Source organism: Conyzicola sp. (assembly GCF_057073975.1).
Window position 1 is genome coordinate 1 of the sequence record NZ_JBXMIS010000023.1, and the last position, 20,427, is coordinate 20,427.

General features: G+C 67.2%; 21 protein-coding genes. 16 read left to right on the forward strand and 5 right to left on the reverse strand.

The window, feature by feature from the left end:
- From AC14A7_RS02080 to AC14A7_RS02090, 3 genes are all read left to right on the forward strand, one after another.
- Positions 1–704: DUF6716 putative glycosyltransferase (locus tag AC14A7_RS02080; RefSeq protein ID WP_484006224.1), on the forward strand; the 704-nt coding region annotated here is incomplete at its 5' end.
- Positions 652–1,446, forward strand: a complete 795-nt coding sequence (locus AC14A7_RS02085; protein ID WP_484006225.1) for a biotin--[acetyl-CoA-carboxylase] ligase — start codon at positions 652–654, stop codon at positions 1,444–1,446. The genes AC14A7_RS02080 and AC14A7_RS02085, both read left to right, overlap by 53 nt.
- Before the next feature lie 3 nt (positions 1,447–1,449).
- A complete protein-coding gene (locus AC14A7_RS02090; protein ID WP_484006226.1) occupies positions 1,450–2,004 on the forward strand; it encodes a PH domain-containing protein in 555 nt (184 codons plus the stop codon).
- Here the strand turns inward: AC14A7_RS02090 and AC14A7_RS02095 are convergent.
- The gene (locus AC14A7_RS02095; protein WP_484006227.1) at positions 2,001–2,489 is read right to left on the reverse strand and encodes a GtrA family protein; all 489 of its coding nucleotides are present in this window, start codon (positions 2,487–2,489) and stop codon (positions 2,001–2,003) included. The two genes, AC14A7_RS02090 and AC14A7_RS02095, sit on opposite strands and share 4 nt — an antisense overlap.
- 94 nt (positions 2,490–2,583) lie before the next feature.
- Between AC14A7_RS02095 and AC14A7_RS02100 the strand changes: the two genes are divergently transcribed.
- The 3 genes from AC14A7_RS02100 to AC14A7_RS02110 are packed head-to-tail and all read left to right on the forward strand — an operon-like array spanning position 2,584 to position 5,587.
- Complete coding sequence (locus AC14A7_RS02100) at positions 2,584–3,714, forward strand: 5-(carboxyamino)imidazole ribonucleotide synthase (RefSeq protein WP_484006228.1); 1,131 nt, start codon at positions 2,584–2,586, stop codon at positions 3,712–3,714.
- Between the two features lie 50 nt (positions 3,715–3,764).
- Positions 3,765–4,238 carry a 5-(carboxyamino)imidazole ribonucleotide mutase gene (purE, locus tag AC14A7_RS02105; protein ID WP_484006259.1) on the forward strand — a complete coding sequence of 158 codons (474 nt, stop codon included), beginning with the start codon at positions 3,765–3,767 and terminating at the stop codon, positions 4,236–4,238.
- 5 nt (positions 4,239–4,243) lie between these two features.
- Positions 4,244–5,587, forward strand: coding sequence for an LCP family protein (locus tag AC14A7_RS02110; RefSeq protein WP_484006229.1), 1,344 nt, complete (start codon positions 4,244–4,246; stop codon positions 5,585–5,587).
- Between the two features lie 15 nt (positions 5,588–5,602).
- Here the strand turns inward: AC14A7_RS02110 and AC14A7_RS02115 are convergent, their stop codons facing one another.
- Genes AC14A7_RS02115 through AC14A7_RS02130 form a run of 4 tightly spaced genes read right to left on the reverse strand, consistent with a single transcriptional unit; the run spans position 5,603 to position 9,517 of the window.
- Positions 5,603–6,730: a glycosyltransferase family 4 protein gene (locus tag AC14A7_RS02115; RefSeq protein ID WP_484006230.1), complete on the reverse strand. Its 1,128-nt coding sequence runs from the start codon at positions 6,728–6,730 to the stop codon at positions 5,603–5,605.
- Complete coding sequence (rfbD, locus tag AC14A7_RS02120) at positions 6,727–7,587, reverse strand: dTDP-4-dehydrorhamnose reductase (protein ID WP_484006231.1); 861 nt, start codon at positions 7,585–7,587, stop codon at positions 6,727–6,729. Before rfbD ends, AC14A7_RS02115 begins: the two co-directional genes overlap by 4 nt.
- 16 nt (positions 7,588–7,603) lie before the next feature.
- Entirely contained in the window at positions 7,604–8,590 is a 987-nt protein-coding gene (gene rfbB, locus AC14A7_RS02125) for a dTDP-glucose 4,6-dehydratase (RefSeq protein WP_484006232.1), read from the reverse strand.
- Between the two features lie 45 nt (positions 8,591–8,635).
- Positions 8,636–9,517: a glycosyltransferase family 2 protein gene (locus tag AC14A7_RS02130; RefSeq protein WP_484006233.1), complete on the reverse strand. Its 882-nt coding sequence runs from the start codon at positions 9,515–9,517 to the stop codon at positions 8,636–8,638.
- 40 nt (positions 9,518–9,557) lie between these two features.
- Here AC14A7_RS02130 and AC14A7_RS02135 point away from each other — a divergent pair, with 40 nt between their 5' ends.
- The 10 genes from AC14A7_RS02135 to AC14A7_RS02180 all read left to right on the forward strand — a co-directional run bounded on the left by AC14A7_RS02135 (position 9,558) and on the right by AC14A7_RS02180 (position 20,418).
- Positions 9,558–10,169, forward strand: coding sequence for a class I SAM-dependent methyltransferase (locus tag AC14A7_RS02135; RefSeq protein WP_484006234.1), 612 nt, complete (start codon positions 9,558–9,560; stop codon positions 10,167–10,169).
- A gap of 71 nt (positions 10,170–10,240) precedes the next feature.
- Positions 10,241–11,077, forward strand: a complete 837-nt coding sequence (locus tag AC14A7_RS02140) for an ABC transporter permease (RefSeq protein ID WP_484006235.1) — start codon at positions 10,241–10,243, stop codon at positions 11,075–11,077.
- Entirely contained in the window at positions 11,074–11,814 is a 741-nt protein-coding gene (locus tag AC14A7_RS02145; RefSeq protein ID WP_484006236.1) for an ABC transporter ATP-binding protein, read from the forward strand. Before AC14A7_RS02140 ends, AC14A7_RS02145 begins: the two co-directional genes overlap by 4 nt.
- A 4-nt stretch (positions 11,815–11,818) precedes the next feature.
- Entirely contained in the window at positions 11,819–12,799 is a 981-nt protein-coding gene (locus tag AC14A7_RS02150; RefSeq protein ID WP_484006237.1) for a glycosyltransferase family 2 protein, read from the forward strand.
- Between the two features lie 10 nt (positions 12,800–12,809).
- Positions 12,810–13,415 (forward strand): dTDP-4-dehydrorhamnose 3,5-epimerase family protein, encoded by a 606-nt coding sequence (locus AC14A7_RS02155; protein WP_484006238.1) that lies wholly within the window; start codon positions 12,810–12,812, stop codon positions 13,413–13,415.
- 3 nt (positions 13,416–13,418) lie between these two features.
- Entirely contained in the window at positions 13,419–14,288 is an 870-nt protein-coding gene (rfbA, locus tag AC14A7_RS02160) for a glucose-1-phosphate thymidylyltransferase RfbA (RefSeq protein WP_484006239.1), read from the forward strand.
- Complete coding sequence (locus AC14A7_RS02165; protein WP_484006240.1) at positions 14,285–15,523, forward strand: acyltransferase family protein; 1,239 nt, start codon at positions 14,285–14,287, stop codon at positions 15,521–15,523. Before rfbA ends, AC14A7_RS02165 begins: the two co-directional genes overlap by 4 nt.
- 42 nt (positions 15,524–15,565) lie before the next feature.
- Positions 15,566–16,489: a glycosyltransferase family protein gene (locus tag AC14A7_RS02170; protein ID WP_484006241.1), complete on the forward strand. Its 924-nt coding sequence runs from the start codon at positions 15,566–15,568 to the stop codon at positions 16,487–16,489.
- Positions 16,486–17,574 carry a glycosyltransferase family 2 protein gene (locus AC14A7_RS02175; protein WP_484006242.1) on the forward strand — a complete coding sequence of 363 codons (1,089 nt, stop codon included), beginning with the start codon at positions 16,486–16,488 and terminating at the stop codon, positions 17,572–17,574. The genes AC14A7_RS02170 and AC14A7_RS02175 overlap by 4 nt, the downstream gene beginning before the upstream one ends.
- Before the next feature lie 114 nt (positions 17,575–17,688).
- Positions 17,689–20,418 (forward strand): hypothetical protein, encoded by a 2,730-nt coding sequence (locus AC14A7_RS02180; protein ID WP_484006243.1) that lies wholly within the window; start codon positions 17,689–17,691, stop codon positions 20,416–20,418.
- Positions 20,419–20,427 lie beyond the last annotated feature (9 nt).

Consider the following 20,427-nt stretch of genomic DNA (forward strand, 5'->3'; position numbering starts at 1 on the left):
GGCGGCATCCGGATCGCCGGGTCGTCGTGAAGGTGCGTGCGGCTGCGGGGGAGCAGCAGACGCACATGGAGCGATTCGGTTACGAGCAACTCATGGAGGACGACCTCGTCGACCCGCCGGCCAATCTGGTCGTCGAGGGAGGGCCGATGCACGAGCACCTCGCCCGGGCTGGCGGACTCGTCACGGTGAGCTCGACAGCCGCGATCGAGGCGGTCGCCTTCGGGGTTCCCGTGCTGGTGCTCGACGACTTCGGGGTTACTCCAGAGCTCATCAACGAGGTGTTCGAGGGCAGTGGACTCCTGGGCGGCCGCTCCGCCCTCCTCGCCGCCGACTTCCGTGTCGCCGAGCCCGACTGGCTCAGCGACAACTACTTCCACGGCGTAGAGGCAGACACCTGGCTGCAGGCGGTGCAGGAGAAGCTCGACCTGGCCGCGACAGGGATGCTGCCGGTTCGGCAGCGGGTGGCCCGCGGCAGCGGGGGCGTGCTTCGTCGCGCCTGGGACCGGCGCCGCGCCCTCGGCAGGCACGACCGCTCTGCACTCGGACTGCTCGCCCTCCTCGTCGGCACACCCGCGCGAGCCGTCGTGCTGGCCATCGGATCCCTCGCGGCGGTGACCGCGAACCGCAGCGACCAGCATCTAGCCTTGGATGATGCAGCTACCCCGCGCCAGAGCGCTCGCGAGCAGTCTCGACCTGCTGCCTGAGGCAGGATCGACGAACGACGTTCTGCGCGCGCGGGCGGCCGACCTGCCCGATCTTGCGGTCATCGTCACCGACAACCAGACAGCGGGCCGTGGTCGCCTCGGTCGCGAGTGGATCGCGCCCGCGGGGCGGTGCCTCGCGGTCAGCGTTCTGCTGCGACCGCGGCTTCCGGCGGGTGAGCCGCTCGAGCCCGCCAACTTCGGCTGGCTCCCGCTCCTCGCCGGTGTTGCGATGGCGAGGGCAATCCGTGCGCTCGTGCCCGGTCGCGTTGGGCTGAAATGGCCGAACGACGTCCAGGTCGACGGGCGCAAGGTGAGCGGGCTGCTGGCAGAGCTGCTCGTCACGGGCGACGCCGTCGTGCTGGGCGCGGGGGTCAACCTCTCGCTCACCGCGGAGGAGCTGCCGGTTCCGACCGCGACATCCCTTGCCCTCTGCGGTGCGCAGCTTGCGGGGGATGCGCTCGCCGACGCGGTGCTGAGCGGCTACCTCGAGTCGCTTCGCGAGCTGTACACCGACTTCGTCCGCCTCGGTGCCGACGTCGATGCCAGCGGCGCCCAGCGACTCGTGAGCGACTACTGCACGACCCTCGGGCAGGAGGTGCGCGTGCAGCTTCCCGGCGGCGACGACCTCGTCGGCATCGCGACGGAGATCGACCGGGCCGGCCGGCTGGTGGTGCGCCGGTCGACGGATGGCGCGGTTACGGCTGTCGCGGCGGGCGACGTGACGCATCTGCGGTATGAATGACCCATGTCGGCTGTGAATGACACTGGCCCGAGTGGGCAGGTGCCAGAGACGGTGGTCGCCCGGCTGCGACCGCACGTTCGTGCGCTCGTCTGGCCGACCCTCGCGCTCCTCGTCGCGGTGGTCGCGGGTGCATACTTCACCGGCCAGTTCGACGAGCTCTGGCTCAATCTCGCGATCGGACTGACGGCCGGCATCGTCGTGATCGTTGCATGGCTCGTTCCGCTGCTGGCGTGGCTCGGCCGCAACTACACGATCACCACGCGGCGCATCGTGCTGCGCAGCGGGTTTCTCGTTCGGGTGCGCCAGGAGCTACTGCACAGCCGTGGCTACGACGTGACGGTGCGCAAGGGTGCCATGCAGTCGCTGTTCGGCAGCGGCGACGTCATCATCAACAGCGGGCTCGAGCGGCCCGTCGTGCTGCACGACGTGCCAGACGCCGACCTCGTGCAGGAGGCACTGCACGACCTCATGGAGCGCAACGCGACGCAGGTGGCATCACGACGCCAGCGCGAGCAGTCCTCTGGCAACGACGAGACGACCATGTGGGGTCGGCGCTAGCCAGCAGGCTCTGTTTGTCGATCGACGGGAGCCGCGACATCCACCGCTCGCTCCTCGCGGTCGATGCGTGCCTTGAACACCCAGCCGCGGTAGAAGGTGAAGCGGAACGCCGTGCCGAGTGCGAGGCCGATGACGTTCGTCGCGATGTTGTCGGCAAGCACGGAGGTGAACCCGAGGAGGTAGTGCGAGACCCACAGGCAGCCGAGGCTGATGAGCATGCCACCGAGGCTGACCAGCAGGAACTCGATGCCCTCGCGCACCCAGTGCGACTTGCGCTCGCCGCGGAAGGTGAAGTGCCGGTTGCCGATCCAGTTGGCGAGGATGGCAATCGACGTCGAGACGACCTTGGCAATCACCGGGCCCTCGTGCAGCACGTCCGGGCTCAGCACCGTGAGCCGCAGCAGGTTGAAGACGCCGACGTCGATGACCAGGCCGACCAGCCCGACGAGCCCGAAGCGGGTCAGCTGGGTGAGGAGCGAGCGCATGCATCCACCTGGTCGATAATGGTTGTGTTGCGGGAAATTCTATCCGCAGCCCTCTGGCGTGCACCGTCGAGGGCCCGCGATCTCAGGAGCGCTCATGTCTCTCACCGTTGGTGTCGTCGGCGGCGGCCAGCTCGCCCGCATGATGGTCCCCGCCGCGGTCAACCTCGGCATCACCCTCCGCGTGCTCGCCGAAAACGAAGGAGAATCGGCGGATATCGCCGTCGACACGCTCGGTGACTACCGGAATCCCGAGGCAGTCCTTCAATTTGCGCGGGGCGTCGACGTCGTTACCTTCGACCACGAGCACGTGCCGCAGTCGGTGCTGGCGGCGCTCGAGGCCGAGGGAGTGCGCGTGCACCCGCGGCCCGCGGCCCTCCAGTACGCACAGGACAAGCTGCTCATGCGCGAGCGCCTCACCGAGCTCGGCGTTCCCGTGCCGGAGTGGGCGCGCATCTCGACCCCCGCCGACCTCGACGCGTTCCTCGCCGACAACGGCGGCCGCGCCGTGGTCAAGACCGCCCGCGGCGGCTACGACGGCAAGGGCGTGCGCGTCGTGCGATCCTCCGACGAGGTTGCCGACTGGCTCGAGGGCGTTGCCAACGGCGGCGACGACCTGCTCGCAGAGGAGCTCGTCGACTTCCGCCGAGAGCTCGCCCAGCTCGTCGCCCGGCGCCCGTCGGGCGAGCTTCGCCCGTGGCCAGTGGTCGAGAGCGTTCAGGTCGAGGGCGTCTGCGCAGAGGTCATCGCGCCGGCACCGTCGTCGTCAGGTCGCATCGCCGAGGTCGCCGCCGGCATCGCCACGACGATCGCAGAGGGACTCGACGTCACCGGCGTGCTCGCCGTCGAGCTGTTCGAGACGACCGATGAGCGACTCCTCGTGAACGAGCTCGCCATGCGCCCCCACAACACCGGCCACTGGTCGATGGACGGCGCCATCACCGGCCAGTTCGAGCAGCACCTCCGCGCGGTGCTCGACCTTCCGCTCGGCGCTCCGTACCCGATAGCGGAGTGGAGCGTGATGATCAACGTGCTCGGCGGACCGACCACGGGCACCCTGGCCGATCGGTACCCGGCCGCGTTCGCCGCGCATCCCGCCGCCAAGGTGCACAACTACGGCAAGAGTCCGCGCCCCGGCCGCAAGGTTGGGCACGTCACTGCCTTCGGCGACGACCTCGACGAGGTCATGTACACCGCGCGTGCCGCGGCGGCGATCTTCCAGGGCTGACCCGTACGATTGACGGCGTGCCAGAGACCAAGCCAACCGTTGCCGTCGTCATGGGCTCCGACTCGGACTGGACGGTCATGGCGGATGCCGCGGCGGCCCTCGACGAGTTCGGCATCCCGTACGAGGTCGAGGTCCTGTCTGCGCACCGCACGCCCGACGCCATGATCGCGTTCGGTCGCTCCGCCCGCGACCGCGGCATCCGGGTGATCATCGCGGGCGCCGGCGGAGCCGCGCACCTGCCCGGAATGATCGCGAGCGTCACCACCCTGCCCGTCGTCGGTGTTCCCGTTCCACTCGCGCGACTCGACGGCCTCGACTCGCTGCTCTCGATCGTGCAGATGCCAGCGGGCATCCCCGTTGCGACCGTGTCGATCGGCGGCGCACGCAATGCCGGGCTGCTCGCCGCCCGCATCCTGTCGACCTCCGATGAGTCGATTGCGGCGGCCCTCGCGCGGTTCGCCGACGCCCTTGAGGCGACCGTCGCGGAGAAGAACGCCAAGCTCAAGTCGTCGCTGGGGAAGTAGCCGCCGTGAGCTCGACGAGTCCTATCCGGCACCCCGACGCGCAGTCCCCGGCGATCATGGGCAGACGAGCGTGGTGGCTGGTGGCCCTCGGCATCCTCATCCCCGGCTCTGCGCAGCTTCTCGCCGGCAGCCGTCGCCTCGGCCGATTCGGCGTTGGCTCCACCTTCGTGCTGTGGGCGATCACGATTGTCGCGCTCGTGCTGTACACGGCCGTGAACACCGTCTTCCTTGCCATCGCGACCAACGTCATCGCCCTCACGGTCATCCAGGTGGGCTTCGCGTTCTACGCGGTGCTGTGGGTCATTCTGGCCATCAACACCATGCAGCTCGTGCGCTTTCCTGCGCTGGCACCCGCTGCGCGACTCGCTGTCGCCGTGCTTGCCACGAGCGCACTCGTGCTCACCGCCGGGGCCGCGGGCTACGGGGCCGTCGTTGCCGGATCCGCGCGCACCCTTCTCACCGACGTTTTCGGCGGTGGCAGCTACGCCGAGCCGATCGACGGCCGGTACACCGTCATGCTGCTCGGAGGCGACGCGGGCGCCGACCGTATCGGCCTTCGCCCCGACAGCATCTCCGTCGTCAGCATCGATGCCGAGACGGGGGCGTCGACCATCATCGGCATTCCGCGCAACCTGGAGAACAACGTCCCGCTCGTCGAGGGCTCCCCCCTGCTGGCGGCGTTCCCCGATGGCTACAACTGCGGCAACGACTGCCTCATCAGCTACCTCTACACCTACGGCTCAGAGCACCCAGAGCTCTACCCTGACGCGGTGGCCGCTGGCAGCGACCCCGGCGTCGAGGCGATGCGCGACGCGGTCGAGGGCGTGACCGGACTCACCATGCAGTACTACGTCCTGATCGACATGCAGGGCTTCAGCCAGCTCGTCGATTCGCTCGGCGGTGTCACGATCGACGTCAAGTCCAAGGTGCTCATCGGCATGAACGGTGTCGATCCGGTCGGCTCGATCCCCGCCGGCGTGCAGCAGATGGATGGCGCCACGGCCCTCTGGTACGCCAGATCGCGCTACAACGTCACCGACTACGACCGCATGAGCAGGCAGCGCGACGTGCAGGAGGCGATCCTCGCCCAGTTCGACCCAGCCAACGTGCTCACCAAGTTCCAGGCGGTCGCCAAGGCGGGCGCACAGGTCGTGAAGACCGACATTCCCCAGGACATGCTGCCGCGGTTCGTCGACCTTGCCACGAAGGCGAAGGCGCTGCCGGTCACCCGGCTGGAGCTTGTGCCACCGCTCGTGGCGACGGCCAACCCCGACATCCCCGCCATTCGGGCCCTCATTGCCGACGCGATTGCACAGTCGACAGCAGCGGCGAGCCCCGCTCCCGAGTAGTCCCACTAGACCGGACTAGAGGTCTGCGTGCAGCTGCCAGACCTTCTCTGCGGAGCTCTCCCACGTGTACAGCCTGGCGCGGTCGAACCCGGCGATGATGAGCGACTCGCGCAGTTCGGCATCGCCGAGAACCCGTGAGATCGCGTCGGAGAGACCGGCGGCGAAGTCATCGCCGTCGAGCGCGACGGCGAGCCCGGCGTGGCCTGCCACCTCGACGAGAGCCGGAGTGTCGGAGTGGATCACGGGCGTGCCGAAGTGGAAGGCCTCGAGCAGGGGAAGGCCGAAGCCCTCGAGCCTGCTCGGCAGCACGAGCGCTGTGGCGCGATCGAGCACGACGCACAACTCTGGGTCGGTCAAGCGGCCGAGTGTGCGCACGCGCCCCTCGGCGAGACCGGCCTCGCTGGCAGAGCGCTGGATCGCCTCGCTCGTGGCGGCATCCGTTCCGACAATAAGAAGCGGGATGTCGGCGGCACCGGGAATCGCGAGCGCGGCAAGCAGCTGGTCGAGTCCGCGTCGCGGCTCGAGCCCGCCGATGGCGACGAGGTACTCTGCCGGAAGCTCGAGGCGCTCCGCGCGCGACTCTGCATCGACAGGGGTCGCGAGGGTCGGGCTCACCGCTCCGCCGATCACTCGGATGCGGTCGCCGAAGTCGATGTGCTCTGCGAGCTGCTCCGCCACGGCATGGGTCGGCACGACCACAGCGTCGGCGTAGCGCTGGGCCCGCTTTGCCATGGCGATGTGCCACGCGGCACCTCTGGTATCGAGCGAGTCGGGGTGCACCCACGGGGTCACGTCGTGCACGGTGACAACGGTCTGCTGGCCCTCGGAGTGCAGGCGGTCGTGCTTGAAGAGCGGGGCGAGAAGGCTCGGCGCGTGCACCATGCCGCTGAGCCTGGTGAAGCCGCGCTGCCAGGCCGTCGCGAGTTCGCGGCGCGCGAGGGCGCTCTTGGCGAGCGTGATTCCGGGAAGCCGGTCGAGCAGGTCCTCGTACTCCGCCTCCGTCGACGCCGCGACGACCCCTTCGACGCGGGCACCGCGTGGTGCCGCTGTGATCAGGGCGCGCGTTAGGTCTTCTGTGTACCTCGAGAGCCCGCTCGGCACTGGCGCCAGAACGTCGTCGACGATCACACGAAGGGTGATCATGCGCTCGCCAGCGCTCCTGTGGCAAACGCCTCGCGCAGCGCCTCGCGCCAGTCGCGCATAGGGGGCAGGCCAGCCTCGATCCACGCGTCGTGACCGAGAACGGAGTTGGCCGGTCGCGGGGCCGGTCGCACGAACTGGGCGCTCGTCGTCGGCTTGACGTTCTCCGGGTCGAGCCCGCCGAACTCGAAGACCGCCTTGGCGAAGTCGAACCAGCTCGCGCTGCCGCTCGCCGTGCCGTGGTAGATGCCGAACGGCGCGTCGGAGTCGAGCAGCCGCACGATCTGGTGGGCGAGGTCGAGCGTCCACGTCGGCTGGCCGATCTGGTCGGTCACCACCTGCACCTCTGGGCGGCGGCTGCCGAGAGCGAGCATGGTCTTCGCGAAGTTCGGGCCGTGCTCTCCGTAGAGCCACGCGGTGCGCACGACGAATGCGCCGTCAGGATGCGCGTCGAGCACGCGGCGCTCTCCGTCGGCCTTGGTGCGGCCGTAGGCCGATCGAGGGGCCGTCTGCGCGTCCTCGTCGTACGGGCCGCTGTCGGCGCCGGAGAAGACGTAGTCGGTCGAGACCTGCACGATGATCGCGCCGTTCTCTGCCGCGACGCGCGCGAGATTGGATGCACCGACCGCGTTGACCATCGCCGCCTCTGCCTCGTGCTCCTCTGCGTCATCCACCTTCGTGTAGGCGGCCGCGTTGATGATCACATCGTGGCCGACCGCGGCGGTGCGCACGGCATCCACACTGGTGATGTCGAGCTGGGCGCGACTGAGCGAGGTCACCTCGCGACCGGCGAGTGCGACAGAGAGGTCGGTGCCGAGCATGCCGCTGCCGCCGACGATGAGGTAGCTGAGGTCAGTCATGAGCAGAGTCCGGTCATCAGGAGAGGGCTGCGCGCTCGGTGAGCGGCTCCCACCAGGCGCGGTTGTCGCGGTACCACTGCACGACGTCGGCGAGCCCCTGCTCGAACGGCACGAGGGGCTCGTAGCCGAGCTCTGCGCGGATCTTGGAGATGTCGACGGAGTACCGAAGGTCGTGGCCGAGGCGGTCCTGCACGCGGTCGACGTACGACCAGTCCTTGCCGGTCGCCGTGAGCAGAAGCTCGGTGAGCTCCTTGTTGGTCAGCTCGGTTCCACCGCCGATGTTGTAGATCTCGCCGGCACGACCGCCGACGAGAACCATCGCGATGCCGCGGGTGTGGTCGTCGACGTGCAGCCAGTCGCGGATGTTGTTGCCCTCGCCGTACAGCGGAACATGCTTGTCGTCGATGAGGTTGGTGACGAAGAGCGGGATGACCTTCTCAGGGAAGTGGTACGGGCCGTAGTTGTTGGAGCACCGTGTGATCGAGACGTTGAGCCCGTGGGTGCGGAAGTAGCTGCGCGCGAGCAGGTCACTGCCCGCCTTCGAGGCGGAGTACGGGGAGTTCGGCTCGAGCGGTCGCTGCTCGTCCCACGATCCCTCGGCGATCGAGCCGTACACCTCGTCGGTTGAGACGTGCACGAAGCGCTTGAGGTCGGCACGGAGCGCGGCATCGAGCAGCTTCTGGGTGCCGAGCACGTTCGACTCGACGAAGATGGATGCGTCACGCACCGAGCGGTCGACGTGCGACTCTGCCGCGAAGTGCACGACCGCGTCGACCGACGGCAGCAGGGTGTCGAGCAGCGCGGAGTCGCGGATGTCGCCGTGCACGAACGAGTAGCGCGGCGAGTCGGCCACGGGCGCGAGGTTCTCGAGGTTGCCGGAGTAGGTGAGCGCGTCGAGCACGACGACCTCAGCGCCCTCCAGCCCCGGGTAGGCGTCTTCGAGGGTGCGTCGAACGAAGTTCGAGCCGATGAAACCGGCACCGCCGGTTACGAGGATCTTCATGGTGCTCATCCTTGGGGGTGGAGTATATTGCCGCGTCGAGTCTAGCTAGTGCCCCAGTTTGCGGGTGACGAGGGCAGAGCGCACCGCGAGGCCGAGCCTCAGGGAGACCCGGATCGGCCAGAGCAGTGCGCCCCGGTACTTCTTGCCGAGGAATCGCTTCGCGCTCTCGTGGTGTACCCGCACCATCTGGGCCGAGTCGGAATTGGTCGAGTGGGCACCGGTGTGGATCGCCGTCGCCTCCGGATCGTAGACGTTGCGGTAGCCGGCCTTGCCGAGGCGGTAGCCGAGGTCGACATCCTCGAAGTACATGAAGAAGCCGTCGTCGAAGCCACCGAGCTCGGCGAAGGCGGAGCGACGAACGAGCACACACGCGCCGGAGAGCCAACCGGCGTCTCTCGCGGTGTTCTCGACCTCTGCCTCGCGGCGGTAGGCGCGGGTCCACGGGTTGCCTGCCCAGAGATTCACGAACAGTGCGTGGCCGACACCCGTGCGCAGGGATGGCACAGCTCGGGCAGACGGGTAGATCTCGCCGGTTGCGGTGAGGATGCCAGGGCCGACCGAGCCGATCGCCGGGTCCTGTTCTCCCGCGGCAACGAGCCGGTCGAGGGAGCCGGAGCCGAGCACGACGTCGGGGTTGCTCACGAGGATCCAGCGCACCGAGGCCGGCAGGGTGGCGACGGCCGCGTTGATGGCGCCGCCGTAGCCGAGGTTGGATCCGATGCCGAGGTAGGTCGCCCCGCGCGACGTGGCCTGCTCGCGAACCCGCTCGTCTGGCTGCGGCTTGTTGTCGACCACGATGACGGCCGGGGAGGCGCTGCTCGCCGGGCCGACAGAGTCAAGGAAGGAAGGAAGCACGTCGCCAGACCCGAAGCTCACGGTCACCACTGCCACGGCTGGCACAGCGGGGGTCGAGTCGGAGGGTCCCATAGGACGGCAATTCTAGTTGGATGTCGATACCGTGTACCGTGTGGCGCCGGACGACGAACTATCCACAGCGGGCCGCGAGTACGCCGAGAGGCTGAGGCGACTCGACAGCTCTGCCTGGCGGCGCGTGCTCAACGTGCAGGCGCCCTACCGTTGGAACATCCGCCGGCTCGACCTCGGCCGCACCCTCGACGTGGGCTGCGGGCTCGGTCGCAACCTTGCCCACCTCGGCGGCAACGGCGTCGGTGTTGACCACAACGCGACCTCGATCGCGATCGCGCGCTCGCGCGGGCTCACGGCGTTCACCGGCGAGGAGTTCCACCGCAGCGAATACGCTGATCCGGCGAGTTTCGACTCGATCCTCTTCGCCCACGTTGCCGAGCACCTCTCGCTCGAGACCGGCCTCGGACTACTGCGGGAGTACCTGCCATTCCTGCGCCCGGGAGGCAAGGTGTGCTTCATCACCCCCCAGGAGCGCGGGTACCGCACCGATGCGACGCACATCCGATTCGTCGACTTCGATGGACTGCGGGAGATGGCGGATGCGCTCGGACTCCGCGAGACCCGTCGGTTCTCCTTCCCCTTCCCCCGCGCCGTCGGCCGAGTGTTCCCGTACAACGAGTTCGTCCTGCTCGCCGCGCAGCCGTCGCCCTGATCCAGGTCTCCCCGGCTAAACTGAGCTGTTCGGTTGCCCGATAGCCGAAGCCGTAGTCACGTAGGGGCGGGATGAATTACCTGAAAGAAGTGCTCGCGTCGCGCGAGCTCCTCGCCAACCTCACGCTGCGCGAGATCAGGGGCAAGTACAAGCGCACGATCTTCGGCCAGCTCTGGTCGCTCGCCAATCCGCTCGCGCTCATGCTCATCTACACCTTCGTGTTCGGCCTGATCTTCCGCATCCAGCCGGGCAAGGGCGATCCGAGCGGTCTCGATGTCTTCGCCCTCTGGCTGCTGTGCGGGCTCCTCCCGTGGACCTTCTTCTCCACCGTGCTCAATCTCGGTGTCGGCTCGCTCGTCGCGAACGCGGGTCTCATCCAGAAGGTCTACTTCACCCGCATCGTGCTGCCGCTCTCGCTCGTCGGCTCTGCCGTCTACAACTGGCTGTTCGAGATGGCCGTGCTCGTCGTCGCACTCACAATCGTCGGTGCGTTCGTGCTTCCCTGGCTTCCGCTCGTGCTGCTGATCATGGTGCTGCTCGCCGTCTTCGCCGCGGGAATCGCCCTCATGCTGTCGATCGCGAACGTCTACTTCCGCGACACGCAGTACTTCATCGGCATCTTCCTCCAGCTGTGGATGTACCTCAGCCCGATCATCTACCCGTACTCGATGGTTGCGACGGTGTCGAAGGATCTCGGCGGACTGTTCGGCACGCCGGTCACGCTCTCGGCGCTGTACGGTCTCAATCCCATGGTCCACTTCGTCGAGGTCTTCAGAAAACTCCTCTACGACAACCGCTGGCCCGAGCCGATCGAGTGGCTGATCTGCTCCGGCTGGGCCGTCGCGATGCTCGCGCTCGGCATGCTCGTATTCCGACGCAACGAGAAGAAGCTGGCGGAGGCGCTATGAGCGACATCGCGGTCAAGGTCGACAACGTCAGCAAGAGCTTCCGGCTCTACCACGAGAGAAACCAGACGATCAAGTCGGCGGTCATGCGGGGGCGCACCTCGGTGCACGACGACTTCTGGGCGCTGAAGGACGTCTCCTTCGATGTGCCTGTCGGTTCGACATTCGGCCTGATCGGCAGCAACGGGTCCGGCAAGTCAACGCTGCTCAAGTGCCTCGCCAACATCTACTTCCCCAATAAGGGCTCCATCACGCACAACGGCAAGATGGCAGCAATGCTCGAGGTCGGGTCCGGCTTCCACACCGAGCTCTCCGGTCGCGAGAACATCTTCCTCAACGGCTCGATCCTCGGTATGACCAAGAAGGAGATCACGCGCAAGTACGACGAGATCGTCGACTTCTCCGGCGTGGAGCAGTTCATCGACCAGCCGGTGAAGAACTACTCCTCCGGCATGTACGTGCGGCTCGGGTTCGCCATCGCGATCAACGTCGATCCAGAGATCCTCGTCGTCGACGAGGTGCTCGCGGTTGGCGACGCGGAGTTCCAGGAGAAGTGCTTCCAGAAGTTCCGCGACTTCCGGCGTGACGGCAAGACGGTCATCCTGGTCAGCCACTCGATGGCCGCCGTCAGCGAGATGTGCGACCACGCGGCATGGATCAACAAGGGAACCCTGATGGCGTCGGGCAAGGCGGAGCCGACGATCAAGGCCTACGCCGACAGCTACTCCACCGACCAGTAGACGCATGGCTCCGACCGTCTCTGTCGCACTCGGAACCCACAACGGGGCCGTCTACCTCGAACGCCAGCTCCGCAGCATCCTCGCCCAGAGTATCCTCCCGGTCGAGATCGTGCTGAGCGACGATGCCTCCACCGACGGCACCATCGAGCTGGCCGAGCGCATCGTGGTCGGCTCAACCGTGCGGCTGCGGGTCATCCGCAACGAGACGCCGCTCGGCGTCACCCGCAATTTCGAGCAGGCGATCCTCGCCTGCGAGTCCGAGTTCGTCGCGCTGTGCGACCAGGACGACGAGTGGATGCCCGATCGCCTCGAGCGGGCGCTCGGGGTATTCGAGGCACGCAAGCACCTCTCCCTCGTTCACGCGAATGCGACGCTCGTCGACGCTGTCGGCGACCCTCTCGGCGCCACGCTCTTCGACGCCCTCGGCATCGGCGGCGCCGAGGTCGCGACCATCCACGAGGGGCGCGGCTTCCCGCTGCTCATGAAGCGCAATCTGGTGACGGGGGCGGCCACCATGCTGCGGCGATCGCTCGCCGAGGCTGCCGCTCCCTTCCCCCCGGGATGGGTTCACGACGAGTGGCTGGCGATCGTCGCGGCAGCGTTCGACGCCATCGACGTCATCGAGGAGCCGGTCTTCGCCTACCGCCAGCACGGCGCGAACCAGATCGGGGTGACGGCGCTGTCGTTCACCGGCAAGCTCGGTCGCATGCTCGAGCCGGGTGCCGACCGCAACGACCGGCTGCTCGAGCGCGCGGAACAGCTCGAGTCGCGGCTCGCCGCTATGCCCGGAGTCTCGCCAGACCGTCGCGAGGCAGCGGTCGAGAAGAGGCGGCACGAGGCAGCGCGAAGCACCCTCCCGCACGCGCGCCTCCGTCGGGTCGTCCCGGTGCTGCGCGAGCTTCGCACCGGGCGGTACGGGCTGTTCGGCAGGGGGGTCGCCGACGGCGTCCGCGACCTGCTCCAGCCCCTGAAGCCCGCCGGGTAGTATCGAGTCCGTGCAAATCCGCGAACTGTCGATTCCTGACTCGTATGAGATCACTCCCATTCAGCGTGGCGACGACCGCGGCGTCTTCCTCGAGTGGTACCGGTTCGACGTGCTCGAGGGAGCGACGGGGCACCCGCTCAACCTCCGTCAGGCCAACACCTCTGTGTCGAAGCGCGGCGTTGTTCGCGGCATCCACTTCGCCGACCTGCCGCCCGGGCAGGCGAAGTACGTCACGGTGACGCACGGCGCCGTGATCGACTACGTCATCGACATCCGGGTCGGCTCGCCGACGTTCGGGCAGTGGGACTCGGTGCGGCTCGATACCGTCGACCGCCGGGCCATCTACATCGGCGAGGGGCTCGGCCACGCCTTCGTCGCCCTCACCGACGACGCAACCGTGAGCTATCTCGTCAGCGACACGTACAACGCGGCTGCGGAGCATGGCATCAACCCACTCGACCCCGACATCGCGCTCGTCTTCCCCGACGAGGCGGGCGAGCCCCTTCTCTCGCCCAAGGACACCGATGCTCCAGGCCTGCTCGAGGCCCGCGATAGCGGTCTTCTGCCGACCTGGGACGAGGCGCGGGCCTTCTACGCGTCGCTCAACGGAAAGTAGACAATGCGCGGAATCATCCTCGCCGGAGGCTCCGGCACGCGCCTGTGGCCGATCACTCGCGGCATCTCCAAGCAGCTCATGCCCATCTATGACAAGCCCATGATCTACTACCCCCTGTCGACGCTCATGATGGCGGGCATCAGCGAGATCCTCATCATCACGACGCCGGAGTACAACGAGCAGTTCCGAGCGCTCCTCGGTGACGGCAGCGATCTCGGCATCCGCCTCGAGTACGCCGTGCAGCCGTCGCCCGACGGCCTCGCGCAGGCATTCATCATCGGCGAGGAGTTCATCGGCGACGACTCTGTCGCCCTGGTGCTCGGCGACAACATCTTCCACGGTGCGGGACTCGGCTCCAACCTCCGCACCAACAACGAGGTGGATGGCGCCCTCATCTTCGCCTACCACGTGTCGAATCCACGCTCCTATGGTGTGGTCGAGTTCGACGAGCAGTTCAACGCGCTCTCCATCGAGGAGAAGCCAGCCGATCCGAAGAGCAACTACGCGGTTCCGGGCCTGTACTTCTACGACAACGACATCGTGGAGATCGCCAAGTCGATCACGCCGAGCGACCGAGGCGAGCTCGAGATCTCGACGGTCAACGAGGTGTACCTCCAGCGCGGCAAGCTGCGCGTGCAGGTTCTCGACCGCGGAACTGCGTGGCTCGACACCGGCACATTCGAGTCGATGATGCAGGCGTCGGAGTACGTGCGCGTCATCGAGGACCGCCAGGGATTCAAGATCGGCTGCATCGAGGAGATCGCCTGGCGCGCGGGCTGGATCGACTCGCAGCAGCTGCGCGTCCTCGCGACGCCGCTCGCCAAGAGCGGCTACGGGAAGTACCTCCTCAATCTGCTCGAGGCGGCCAAGTGACGTCGGCGGGGGAGACGTCTGCTGAGCTGATCCCGGTCGCCCACACCGCGTCCGACGAGAAGGTCGAGGCGAAGAAGCTCTCGATCGGCGAGGCGCTCGCCGGCAATGCCAACTCGCTCGGGCTGCTGCGACTTCTGCTCGCCTCCCTCGTCATCTTCGACCACTCGTTCCCGCTCGGCGGCAACGGGCACGAGCCCTTCTGGTCGGCCACCCGAGGACAGACCTCGCTCGGCGGCTTCGCTGTCGCCGGCTTCTTCGCCATCAGCGGCTACCTCATCGCCAAGAGCGGGATGTCGGGCGACGTCGTTCAGTTCATGTGGCGCCGCACGCTGCGCATCTTCCCCGCCTACTGGCTCGTGCTCCTCGTCACCGCCTTCCTCGTCGGTCCCGTGCTGTGGGTGCTCGACGGCCACGCCTTCGCGAACTACTTCACGTGGGGCGGCAACGGTCCGTTCACCTACTTCCTCGCCAACTGGAGCCTGGACATCGGCACCTACGGCATCTACGACCTGCTGACGGAGACGACGCCATACGGCCGATCAATCGACAGCAGCGCGTTCAACGGCTCGATCTGGACCCTGATCTACGAGTGGAAGAGCTACCTCATCATCGCCGCCCTTGTGGCGTTCGGCGTGCTCAAGAACGCGCGCATCCTCGTTCCGATCCTCGCCCTGTTCTTCCTCATCATGCAGGTTGCTGCCACGGTGAACTTCGGTGCCGTCGTCGCGATGTTCCCGTCGGTGGCGGACTCGTACATGATCTCGCTCGGCATGACATTCCTGTTCGGCTCGGTCATCGCGGTGTACTCGAAGCAGATTCCGTTCGACGACCGTCTTGGTATCTTCGCCGGGCTGCTGCTCGTGCTGTCGCTGCGCTACGGGGGGTTCTCGACGATCGGCACGGCAGCCGGAGCCTACTTCGTGCTGTATCTCGCCGCCCGGCTTCCTCGCCGGTTCCACTGGGTCGGCCGCAAGAACGACTACTCCTACGGCGTCTACATCTACGGCTTCCTCGTGCAGCAGGTGCTTGCCTACTTCGGCGTCTACAAGCTCGGCTACCTGCCGTTCGCCCTCATCGCCCTCGTCATCTCGCTCGGCTGCGCCTGGCTTAGCTGGCACCTCGTCGAGAAGCGGGCGATGTCCCTCAAGAACTGGGGGCCCGGATTGGGATTCCGCTACTGGCTCGACCGCGTTCTCGGCCGATTCTCCAAGCAGGCTCCCAGCCCGACGTCGTGAAGCTGGATACCGTAGTACCCGTGCAGATTGCAGAGAACGTTAATGACTGACTCCCCTGCGCGCGCCGAGCAGACGACGGCTCCGACTCTGAGCATTCAGTCGATCGTCTACGGCAACCCCGTCGACGACATCGTCCGATCGGTTCGCGCGACGATCAACTCCGCGGTACTCGCCAGCGCGGTGCTCGGACACTGGGAGGTGGCCATCGGCGACTGCTCGCCGAACCCACTCTTCGACAAGAAGACCTTGGCGCTCTTCGCGAAGGAGACCGCTGCTGCGGGCGGAACATTCCGCTATGAGTTCTTCGATGCGAATCTCGGTCACGGCGGAGGCCACAACCGCCTCGAGGTCGGAGGAGACTCCGAGCTCCTGTTCTTCCTCAACCCCGACGCGCTCGTCGGCCCAGACACGCTGCGCGAACTCGTAACGGCGATGGGCGATCAGACCGTCGGCGCCGGCGATGGCCGCCAGCTGCCCCTCGACCATCCGAAGTACTACGACCCCAATACCGGCAACGCCAGCTGGGCGTCCGGCGCATGCCTCATCACAAGACGCGCCGTCTACCGGGCCGAGGGCGGCTTCGACCACGAGGCGTTCTTCCTGTACGGCGACGACGTCGACTACTCATGGCGGGTTCGGCTGGCAGGTCTGCGCGTCATCCACGTGCCGGCCGCGCGCGTGTTCCATGACAAGAGGCTCGACGTTCGGGGCACGCTCCCTCCGTCGGCTGCCGAGCTGTACTACTCGGCGGAGTCAGCGCTGATGCTGGCCCACAAGTACTCGCGCGAGAAGATCGTCGAGACAATCAGCGGCGTGTTCCGCCGGGGAGCAGCTGGAGAGCCGGGCACCGCCGCGCTCGCCGAATACGAGGCCCGCCGCGCCGCGGGTACGCTCCCTAGGCCGCTGGATCCCCACCACCGCGTCGGCCAGTTCATCGAGGGCAACTACGCGAGGCACCGATCATGACTGACGAACCGACCACCCAGCTTCCCACTCTCTCCGCCGTGCTTCGCCAGGCTGTCGATCGACCGGGGGCCGACCCGGAGCTGGTCTCGAGGGTTGCAGCGGTCACCGACTACCTTGCCGCGGCATCCGACGATTCGTCTGCCCCGTTCCTTTCGGTGATCGTGCGTACGCAGGGGCTGAGGATCGAGCCGTTCAAGGACGTTCTGCTCTGCCTCCAGGCGCAGTCGTCGACCGACTTCGAGGTGCTCGTGATCGTGCACAACGCCGACCCCGAGCACGCTGCCCTTGTACGCGCGGCCGTCGCCGTGTACCCCGCTTCGTTCCGTTCGCGCATTCGCGTCATCGACGTCGAGGGCGGCGGCCGTTCCCGCCCGCTCAACGTTGGCCTCGAGCATGCCACCGGTCGCTACATCGCCTTCTACGACGACGACGACATCGTCTTCGCTCACTGGGTCGAGTCGTTCGCAACGGCTGCTCAGCGTTCGCCGGGGGTGCTGTTGCGGGCCGTCGTTGCCAACCAGCCGGTGGAACCAGAGGAGTGGGCGGGTGGAATCTCGGGCCTGCGATCGGCCGCGTGGCCGCGTCCGGAGTGGGATGACCGCTTCGATCTCATCGGCCACCTTGTGGTCAACAAGTCGCCGTTCATGAGCTGGGCGTTCCCCCGCACCTTGTTCGCCACCCTCGGCGTGCGCTTCGACGAGGAGCTCGTCGCCGCAGAGGACTGGGACGTGATCCTTCAGGGCTCGCTTCTGCTCGGTGTTGCCGATGTGCCGGCGCTCACCTCGATTTACCGTCGGTGGACGAACGCTGAGACCTCGTACACCGCACACTCCGGTGACGACTGGCGCGAGTCGGAGCAGCGGGTGATCGACCGGATCAACTCGATGGTGCTGACCCTGCCGCCAGGCAACTCCGTGCCGCTTCGCCAGCAGGTGCTGTTCGCAGAGGCACTGCATCACTACCGGTTCCTCTTCAAGGGCCACCAGCTGCGTCAACCGCTCCTCGGCGCGTGGAAGGCGGCCGCTCCGGGCATGCGCCTTGCCGTTCGGGTGCGCGACAAGGTGCGCAGGATGCGAGCCAAGTAGGCCGCACCGCCTCGTTCCACCCCCAGCCACTCGCGGCGCGCGAGTCGCGCTAAAAGCTGCTGTTACTGCTGCTCTCACGTATGGTTTAGATGATCACCGGGGGAGGAGATTGTGATGGCAACTGTGATGTCACGGCGTCGTCGCGTCGTCAGCGCGCTCGTCGCGTTCGCGCTCGCAGCTGCGGGACTCACCGCTTTCGCCCCGGCCGAGCGCGCGGAGGCCCTCTCGGGAAGCCAGTTCAACCCCGGTTACATCATCAGCGACCAGTACTTCTACGACGCCAACGCGATGTCCGTTGCTCAAATCCAGTCGTTCCTCGACGCGAAGATCGGGGCCTGCGCCAACAGCAACTGCCTCAACGTGCTCAACACTCAGTCGGTGCAGAAGGCAGCGCGCTACTCGCCGGGAGGCGTCCTCGTCTGCAAGGCCTACGACCTCGCGACGCCGACGGCGATCGAGTCGGCCGCGACCATCATCTTCAAGGTGCAGCAGGCCTGCAGCATCAGCGCCAAGGTCATCCTCGTCACGCTCCAGAAGGAGCAGGGGCTCGTCACCAAGAAGACGGTGACGGCTGGCGTGCTCGAGCGGGCCATGGGCTATGGCTGCCCCGACTCCGCTGGCGGTGCGTGCGCCTCGGAGTACTACGGGTTCTTCAACCAGGTCTACTGGGCCGCGTGGCAGCTCAAGCGGTATGGCACGTCGCCCGCGGTGGGCAGCTACCAGCCGGGCTGGGAGAACATCCAGTTCCACCCCGTGGTCGGCTGCGGCGCAACCGCTGTCTTCATCCAGAACAACGCCACGGCTGCGCTGTACAACTACACGCCGTACCAGCCGAACGGACCGGCCCTCAATAACCTCACGGGCACCGGCGACGCCTGCTCCGCTTACGGCAACCGCAACTTCTGGGTGTACTACAACAATTGGTTCGGCACCTCGACGCTGCCTCCGGGAACACCGGAGGGCAACCTCGCCTCGAGTACGCCGGTTGAAGGCGGCGTGAGAATCGACGGCTGGGCAGTCGACCCCGACGCTCCGACCTCAACGGTGGCCATCTCGATCCAGTTCGGCAACAACTGGTTCGTCGCCTACGCCGACAAGGAGGGGGAGGACCTCAGTTCGCGGTTCCCGGGCTCGGGCACCAAGCACACTTTCTCCGCCACGCTTCCCGCGGCGCCGGGCACGTATTCGATGTGTCTGTACCCGGTCAATGCCGGAGGGGCGGGCGCCAGCGGCACGATGGGCTGCTCTGTCGTTGTCGTGCCGCCGCCACCCCTACCGCTCGGCGCGATCGACACGGCGACCGTGTCCAACGGCGTCGTGAGCTTCAGCGGATGGCTGGTGCGCCCGAACGCACTGACATTGCCGGTTCCCGGCGCGATCAACGTCGGGTCGACCTGGCTCGGTGTCACTGCCAACCAACCGAGCACGGCCGCTCCCGCGGTGGTCGCCGGCGCTGGACCGAATCAGGGTTTCAGCGGCTCGTTCACCGCGTCGCCGGGGCTCACCACCTTCTGCCTCTGGGCGTCGCCGACCGGGCTCCCGGCAAAATCCATCGCCTGCAGGTCGATCCTCGTTCCGGAGGTCGCCAAGACCGTCGCAGTGATCGAGACGGCGACGACGACCGCGACCTCGATCACGATGACCGGATGGGCGGTATGGCCGGGTAGCACGTCGACCGCCGTGCCGATGGCCGTCAACATCGGCAGCAGCTGGCACGCCGTCGTGGCCGACAAGCCGAGTGCTGCTGCTCAGGTGGGTGTGCCCAACTCCGGCCCCAACCACGGGTTCACCTTCACTGTCCCCGCGTCACCGGGAACATATCCGGTCTGCCTGTGGACGTCCCAGCCGACGGCCGGCCCCGCCACGCAGGTGGGGTGCCGCACGGTCACCGTGGCCACTGCGGCCCCAACGGCACAGGGCGTCGTCGAGTCGATGACGGCCGGTCCGGGAAGCGTGTCTATCTCCGGGTGGGCGGTCTGGACGGACAAGCCGAGCACTTCCGTTCCCATGGCCGTGCAGATCGACTCCACCTGGTTCGCCCTTACGGCCGATCAGCCGAGCGCAACGGCGGAGGCCAACCTGCCGGGAGTCGGGCCGAACCACGGATTCGCCGGCACTTACTCTCTGAGCCCCGGCCCGCACCTTGTGTGCATCTGGGCCAGCCTGTCTGCCGGAGGGGCTAAGAGCCTGGAGTGCCGCACCATCACCCCGAGTGCCGCGATCGCAACGGTCGGCGAGGTGACGACCGTGTCGGCTGCGTCTGGCGGCATCCACGTCGACGGCTGGGCGGTCATGCCCGCCAGCCCGACGGCGACAGTCAACCTGGCCGCCAACGTCGGAGGGCTCTGGGTTCCGCTCGCCACTGGCAGAGCGAACGCCCTCGCCCCGACGCGCTTCTCAGGCGCTGGCCCGAACCAGGGCTTCAGCGGGCTGGTTCCGATCGCGCCCGGAGTGCACAGTGTCTGCCTATGGGCCGGCGGAGCAACGGGCGCCGTCAACATCGGATGCTCGACCGTCACCGTGAGCCCCTCACCCGTGATCGCCGTCGACTTCACCTCAGCGACCGCGACCACCGGGGGAATCGCCGTCACCGGCTGGGCCGCGTGGCCATCCAACCCGACCGTGCCGATCAACGTGGCCGCGAACATCGGCTCAACCTGGATCTCCCTTCCATCCAGTATCGCCAACCCTGCCACCGCAGACTTCGTCGCCGGTGCCGGCCAGAACCAGGGTTTCGCCGGCACGGTGCCGGCGTCCGCTGGAAGCCGGACGGTCTGCATCTGGGCGAGCCAGCCGACAGGCCCCGCCGTTCAGGTGGGGTGCAAGACGATCACTGTTGTCTGAGCCCAGACG

Bases quoted from the DNA above. Each gene is read 5' to 3' on its own strand.
- AC14A7_RS02085 (WP_484006225.1), top strand. From the start codon at position 652: ATGCAGCTACCCCGCGCCAGAGCGCTCGCGAGCAGTCTCGACCTGCTG.
- AC14A7_RS02090 (WP_484006226.1), top strand. From the start codon at position 1,450: ATGTCGGCTGTGAATGACACTGGCCCGAGTGGGCAGGTGCCAGAGACG.
- AC14A7_RS02095 (WP_484006227.1), bottom strand. From the start codon at position 2,489: ATGCGCTCGCTCCTCACCCAGCTGACCCGCTTCGGGCTCGTCGGGCTG.
- AC14A7_RS02100 (WP_484006228.1), top strand. From the start codon at position 2,584: ATGTCTCTCACCGTTGGTGTCGTCGGCGGCGGCCAGCTCGCCCGCATG.
- purE (WP_484006259.1), top strand. From the start codon at position 3,765: ATGGGCTCCGACTCGGACTGGACGGTCATGGCGGATGCCGCGGCGGCC.
- AC14A7_RS02115 (WP_484006230.1), bottom strand. From the start codon at position 6,730: ATGATCACCCTTCGTGTGATCGTCGACGACGTTCTGGCGCCAGTGCCG.
- rfbD (WP_484006231.1), bottom strand. From the start codon at position 7,587: ATGACTGACCTCAGCTACCTCATCGTCGGCGGCAGCGGCATGCTCGGC.
- rfbB (WP_484006232.1), bottom strand. From the start codon at position 8,590: ATGAAGATCCTCGTAACCGGCGGTGCCGGTTTCATCGGCTCGAACTTC.
- AC14A7_RS02130 (WP_484006233.1), bottom strand. From the start codon at position 9,517: ATGGGACCCTCCGACTCGACCCCCGCTGTGCCAGCCGTGGCAGTGGTG.
- AC14A7_RS02140 (WP_484006235.1), top strand. From the start codon at position 10,241: ATGAATTACCTGAAAGAAGTGCTCGCGTCGCGCGAGCTCCTCGCCAAC.
- AC14A7_RS02145 (WP_484006236.1), top strand. From the start codon at position 11,074: ATGAGCGACATCGCGGTCAAGGTCGACAACGTCAGCAAGAGCTTCCGG.
- AC14A7_RS02150 (WP_484006237.1), top strand. From the start codon at position 11,819: ATGGCTCCGACCGTCTCTGTCGCACTCGGAACCCACAACGGGGCCGTC.
- rfbA (WP_484006239.1), top strand. From the start codon at position 13,419: ATGCGCGGAATCATCCTCGCCGGAGGCTCCGGCACGCGCCTGTGGCCG.
- AC14A7_RS02170 (WP_484006241.1), top strand. From the start codon at position 15,566: ATGACTGACTCCCCTGCGCGCGCCGAGCAGACGACGGCTCCGACTCTG.
- AC14A7_RS02175 (WP_484006242.1), top strand. From the start codon at position 16,486: ATGACTGACGAACCGACCACCCAGCTTCCCACTCTCTCCGCCGTGCTT.
- AC14A7_RS02180 (WP_484006243.1), top strand. From the start codon at position 17,689: ATGGCAACTGTGATGTCACGGCGTCGTCGCGTCGTCAGCGCGCTCGTC.